This window comes from Micromonospora sp. NPDC005324, assembly GCF_040607155.1.
In the GTDB taxonomy this organism is placed as follows: domain Bacteria; phylum Actinomycetota; class Actinomycetes; order Mycobacteriales; family Micromonosporaceae; genus Micromonospora; species Micromonospora trifolii.
In genome coordinates, this window is record NZ_JBEXGE010000111.1 from 1 (window position 1) to 2,823 (window position 2,823).

Here is a 2,823-nt window from a genome sequence, read left to right on the forward strand (position 1 = left end):
GAACAGGGCCAGTTCCCGACACACCTGGCCTCGGCCCACGCGGCCGCGAGGCGATCGCCCAACTCGAACAACCCGCGCTACGGCCCGGCGCAGCAGGTCACGTCCGCGCTGGTGGTGTAGGAGACGGCTATCGCAGGATCCGGTTTGATGTTAGGCGGCGATCGGGCTGGGATCGGCCTGGTCGGTGTCGTGTCGGTCCGGCTGGAAGGTGACGAGGCGGGCTTTGGTGAGGATTTCCAGGCCCATGTAGCGGCGTCCCTCGGTCCATTCGTCGGTCTGCTCGGCGAGGACCGCGCCGACGAGGCGGATGATCGCGGGCCGGTTCGGGAAGATTCCGACGACGTCGGTGCGGCGGCGGATCTCTTTGTTCAGCCGTTCCTGAGGATTGTTCGACCAGATCTGGCGCCAGATCTCACGAGGGAAACCGGTGAAGGCCAGGGAGTCCTCTCGGGCGTCGGCGAGGTGTTCGGCAGCGGCGGGGAACTTCGCCTCGATGGTGGCCACGACCCGGTCGAACTGGGCCCGCACGGCGTCGGCGTCGGGCTGATCGAAGATCGTCCGGACAAGAGTGGCGATCCACGGCTGCGCCGACTTGGGCACCTTCGTGAGCAGGTTGCGTAGGTAGTGGGTGCGACAGCGTTGCCAAGCCGCCCCGGGCAGGGCCGCGCCGATCGCGCCAACGAGACCGCGGTGGGCATCGGAGATGACCAGGCTCACGCCGGACAGGCCGCGGGCGGTCAGCGACCGCAGGAACGCCAGCCAACCGGCGCCGTCCTCATCAGAGGCGACCTCCAGGCCCAGAACCTCACGCTGACCGTCGGCGTTGACCCCAACCGCGACCAGCGCGTGAACGTTGACTGTCCGACCGTGCTCCCGGACCTTCATCGTCAACGCGTCCATCCACACGAACGGGTAGTGGGCGGAGTCCAATGGCCGGTTGCGAAACGCCTCCACCGAACGTCCAAATGCGCGGCCATCTCCGACACCTGCGACTCCGACAGCTGCCGCACACCGAGCTGCTCGACGAGCTTCTCCACCCGCCGGGTCGACACCCCCAGCAGATAAGAGGTCGCCACCACCGACACCAAGGCCCGCTCGGCCCGCCGGCGATGCGTCAACAGCCAGTCCGAAAATACGAACCCGATCGGAGCTTCGGGATCGCCAGGTCGATCGTGCCAGCGCGGGTGTCCCACTCCCTCACCCGGTAACCGTTGCGGGAATTGACCCGCTCGTCACTGCGCTGCCCGTAGCCAGCACCACAAACAGCGTCCGCCTCAGCGGACATCAACGCCTGCGCGAAGGCTTTCACCATCGCCTGCAACACGTCCGGCGACGCGCCCTCGACCTGCTCGCGCAGCAGGTCAACAGGGTTCACACTCTCAGATGCGGCCATCGCGGTCTCACTTCCTTCTCTGACTTGGTCGTCTTGAAGGATCGACGCGATGGCCGTCTCTCATCTACGCAACACGCCCAATGACGGGCAAGTCGTACACCACTCCCGTGGACGCAACTGCGCAGCACGCGAGGCCCTCGATGCATTGGCCCACTTCCTGCGCGACCCATGCCGCCGCTTATTCGACCGGCAAGCGGCTGCGGCATCCTCGCCTGCTGCTCCGACCCGATCGAGCTACGCCGCACCTCGCACATCGTCACCCATTGCCCTGCGCGCGGCACGACGCCCGCATACTCCGCCGCCGAGTCGCTGAACTCGACGACCGGTGGCGACATTCGAGCCTTGACAAAACCCACAGGGACACCCTCTACCGGCAACGCCACGCCGTTGACGGCGGCATCAGCCAGCTCAAAACCAACTGACTCCCGGCCACCCGCTAACGACTCCTAACGAAATGATGTTGGGTGTAACCCCGGGGGCGTGAGAGTCGTTTTGTCTGAACGTGAGGGGGTGAGCAGCCGCCGTGGATCGTCTCGGACGACCTGTTGGCCGAGATCGCGCCGCTGCTGCCGACACGACCACCACGGAGGCACCGGTTCCCTGGCCGCAAGCCCCTCGACGACCGCAAGGTGTTGTGCGGAATCCTGTTCGTGCTCTACCCCGCGATCCCATGGGAGTACCTACCCCAAGAGTTCGGGTTCGGGTCCGGGTCCGGGATGACCTGCTGGCGCCGCTTGCAGGACTGGAACGACACCGGCGTATGGCAACACCTGCACGAAGTCCTGCTCGGCAAGCTCAGAGCCGCCGACCAGCTCGACATGTCTCGGGCGGTGATCGACGGCTCCCATATTCGGGCGCTCAAAGGCGGCCAAAACCGGTCCGAGCCCGGTCGACCGCCGCACGCCAGGCTCGAAACACCACGTCAGCACCGATCCGGGCGGCATCCCTCGCGGTCAGCCTGACCGGCGGCAACCGTCACGACGTCACCCACCTCATGCCCCTGGTCGACAAGATCCCACCCACCAAGAGCATCCGAGGCCCACCCCGGCAACGACCGCAGCGGATCCACGCCGACCGCGGCTACCACTTCAACAAGAACCGCCGCGAGCTACGAGCCAAGGACATCACCCCCATCATCACCCGACGCGGCACCAACCACGGCCCCAGACTCGGCACCCAACGCTGAATCGTCGAACAGACCATCGCCCTACTGCACTAGTTCCGCCGTCCACGCACCCGCTGGGAGATCCGCGACGACATCCACGAAGCCTTCCTCACCCCCGCCAGCGCCATCATCTGCTGGCGCCGACCCCAACACTCGAAGAGTTAGCAGTTCTAAGAGGACGTCTGATTCACGTATTTTGTGTGTGTTGTGGTTTTAGTCGTCTCGCCAGGTTGGGGTGGTTTCGGTGGTGAGGCGTTTGGCGAGG

The 2,823-nt window shown here is 65.7% G+C and carries 1 protein-coding gene and 2 pseudogenes; 1 reads left to right on the plus strand and 2 read right to left on the minus strand.

Features of this window, described 5'->3' with window-relative positions; genetic code table 11:
* Positions 1–150: 150 nt before the first annotated feature.
* Positions 151–1,193: pseudogene (locus tag ABZS40_RS36555) on the minus strand (IS256 family transposase).
* Positions 1,115–1,393 (minus strand): transposase, encoded by a 279-nt coding sequence (locus ABZS40_RS36560; protein WP_354949303.1) that lies wholly within the window; start codon positions 1,391–1,393, stop codon positions 1,115–1,117. The pseudogene ABZS40_RS36555 and the gene ABZS40_RS36560 overlap by 79 nt, the downstream one beginning before the upstream one ends.
* A gap of 527 nt (positions 1,394–1,920) precedes the next feature.
* Between ABZS40_RS36560 and ABZS40_RS36565 the strand changes: the two are divergent.
* Positions 1,921–2,723 (plus strand): annotated as a pseudogene (locus ABZS40_RS36565) (IS5 family transposase).
* The last annotated feature ends 100 nt before the right edge of the window (positions 2,724–2,823 follow it).

Bases quoted from the DNA above. Each gene is read 5' to 3' on its own strand.
- ABZS40_RS36560 (WP_354949303.1), bottom strand. From the start codon at position 1,393: ATGGCCGCATCTGAGAGTGTGAACCCTGTTGACCTGCTGCGCGAGCAG.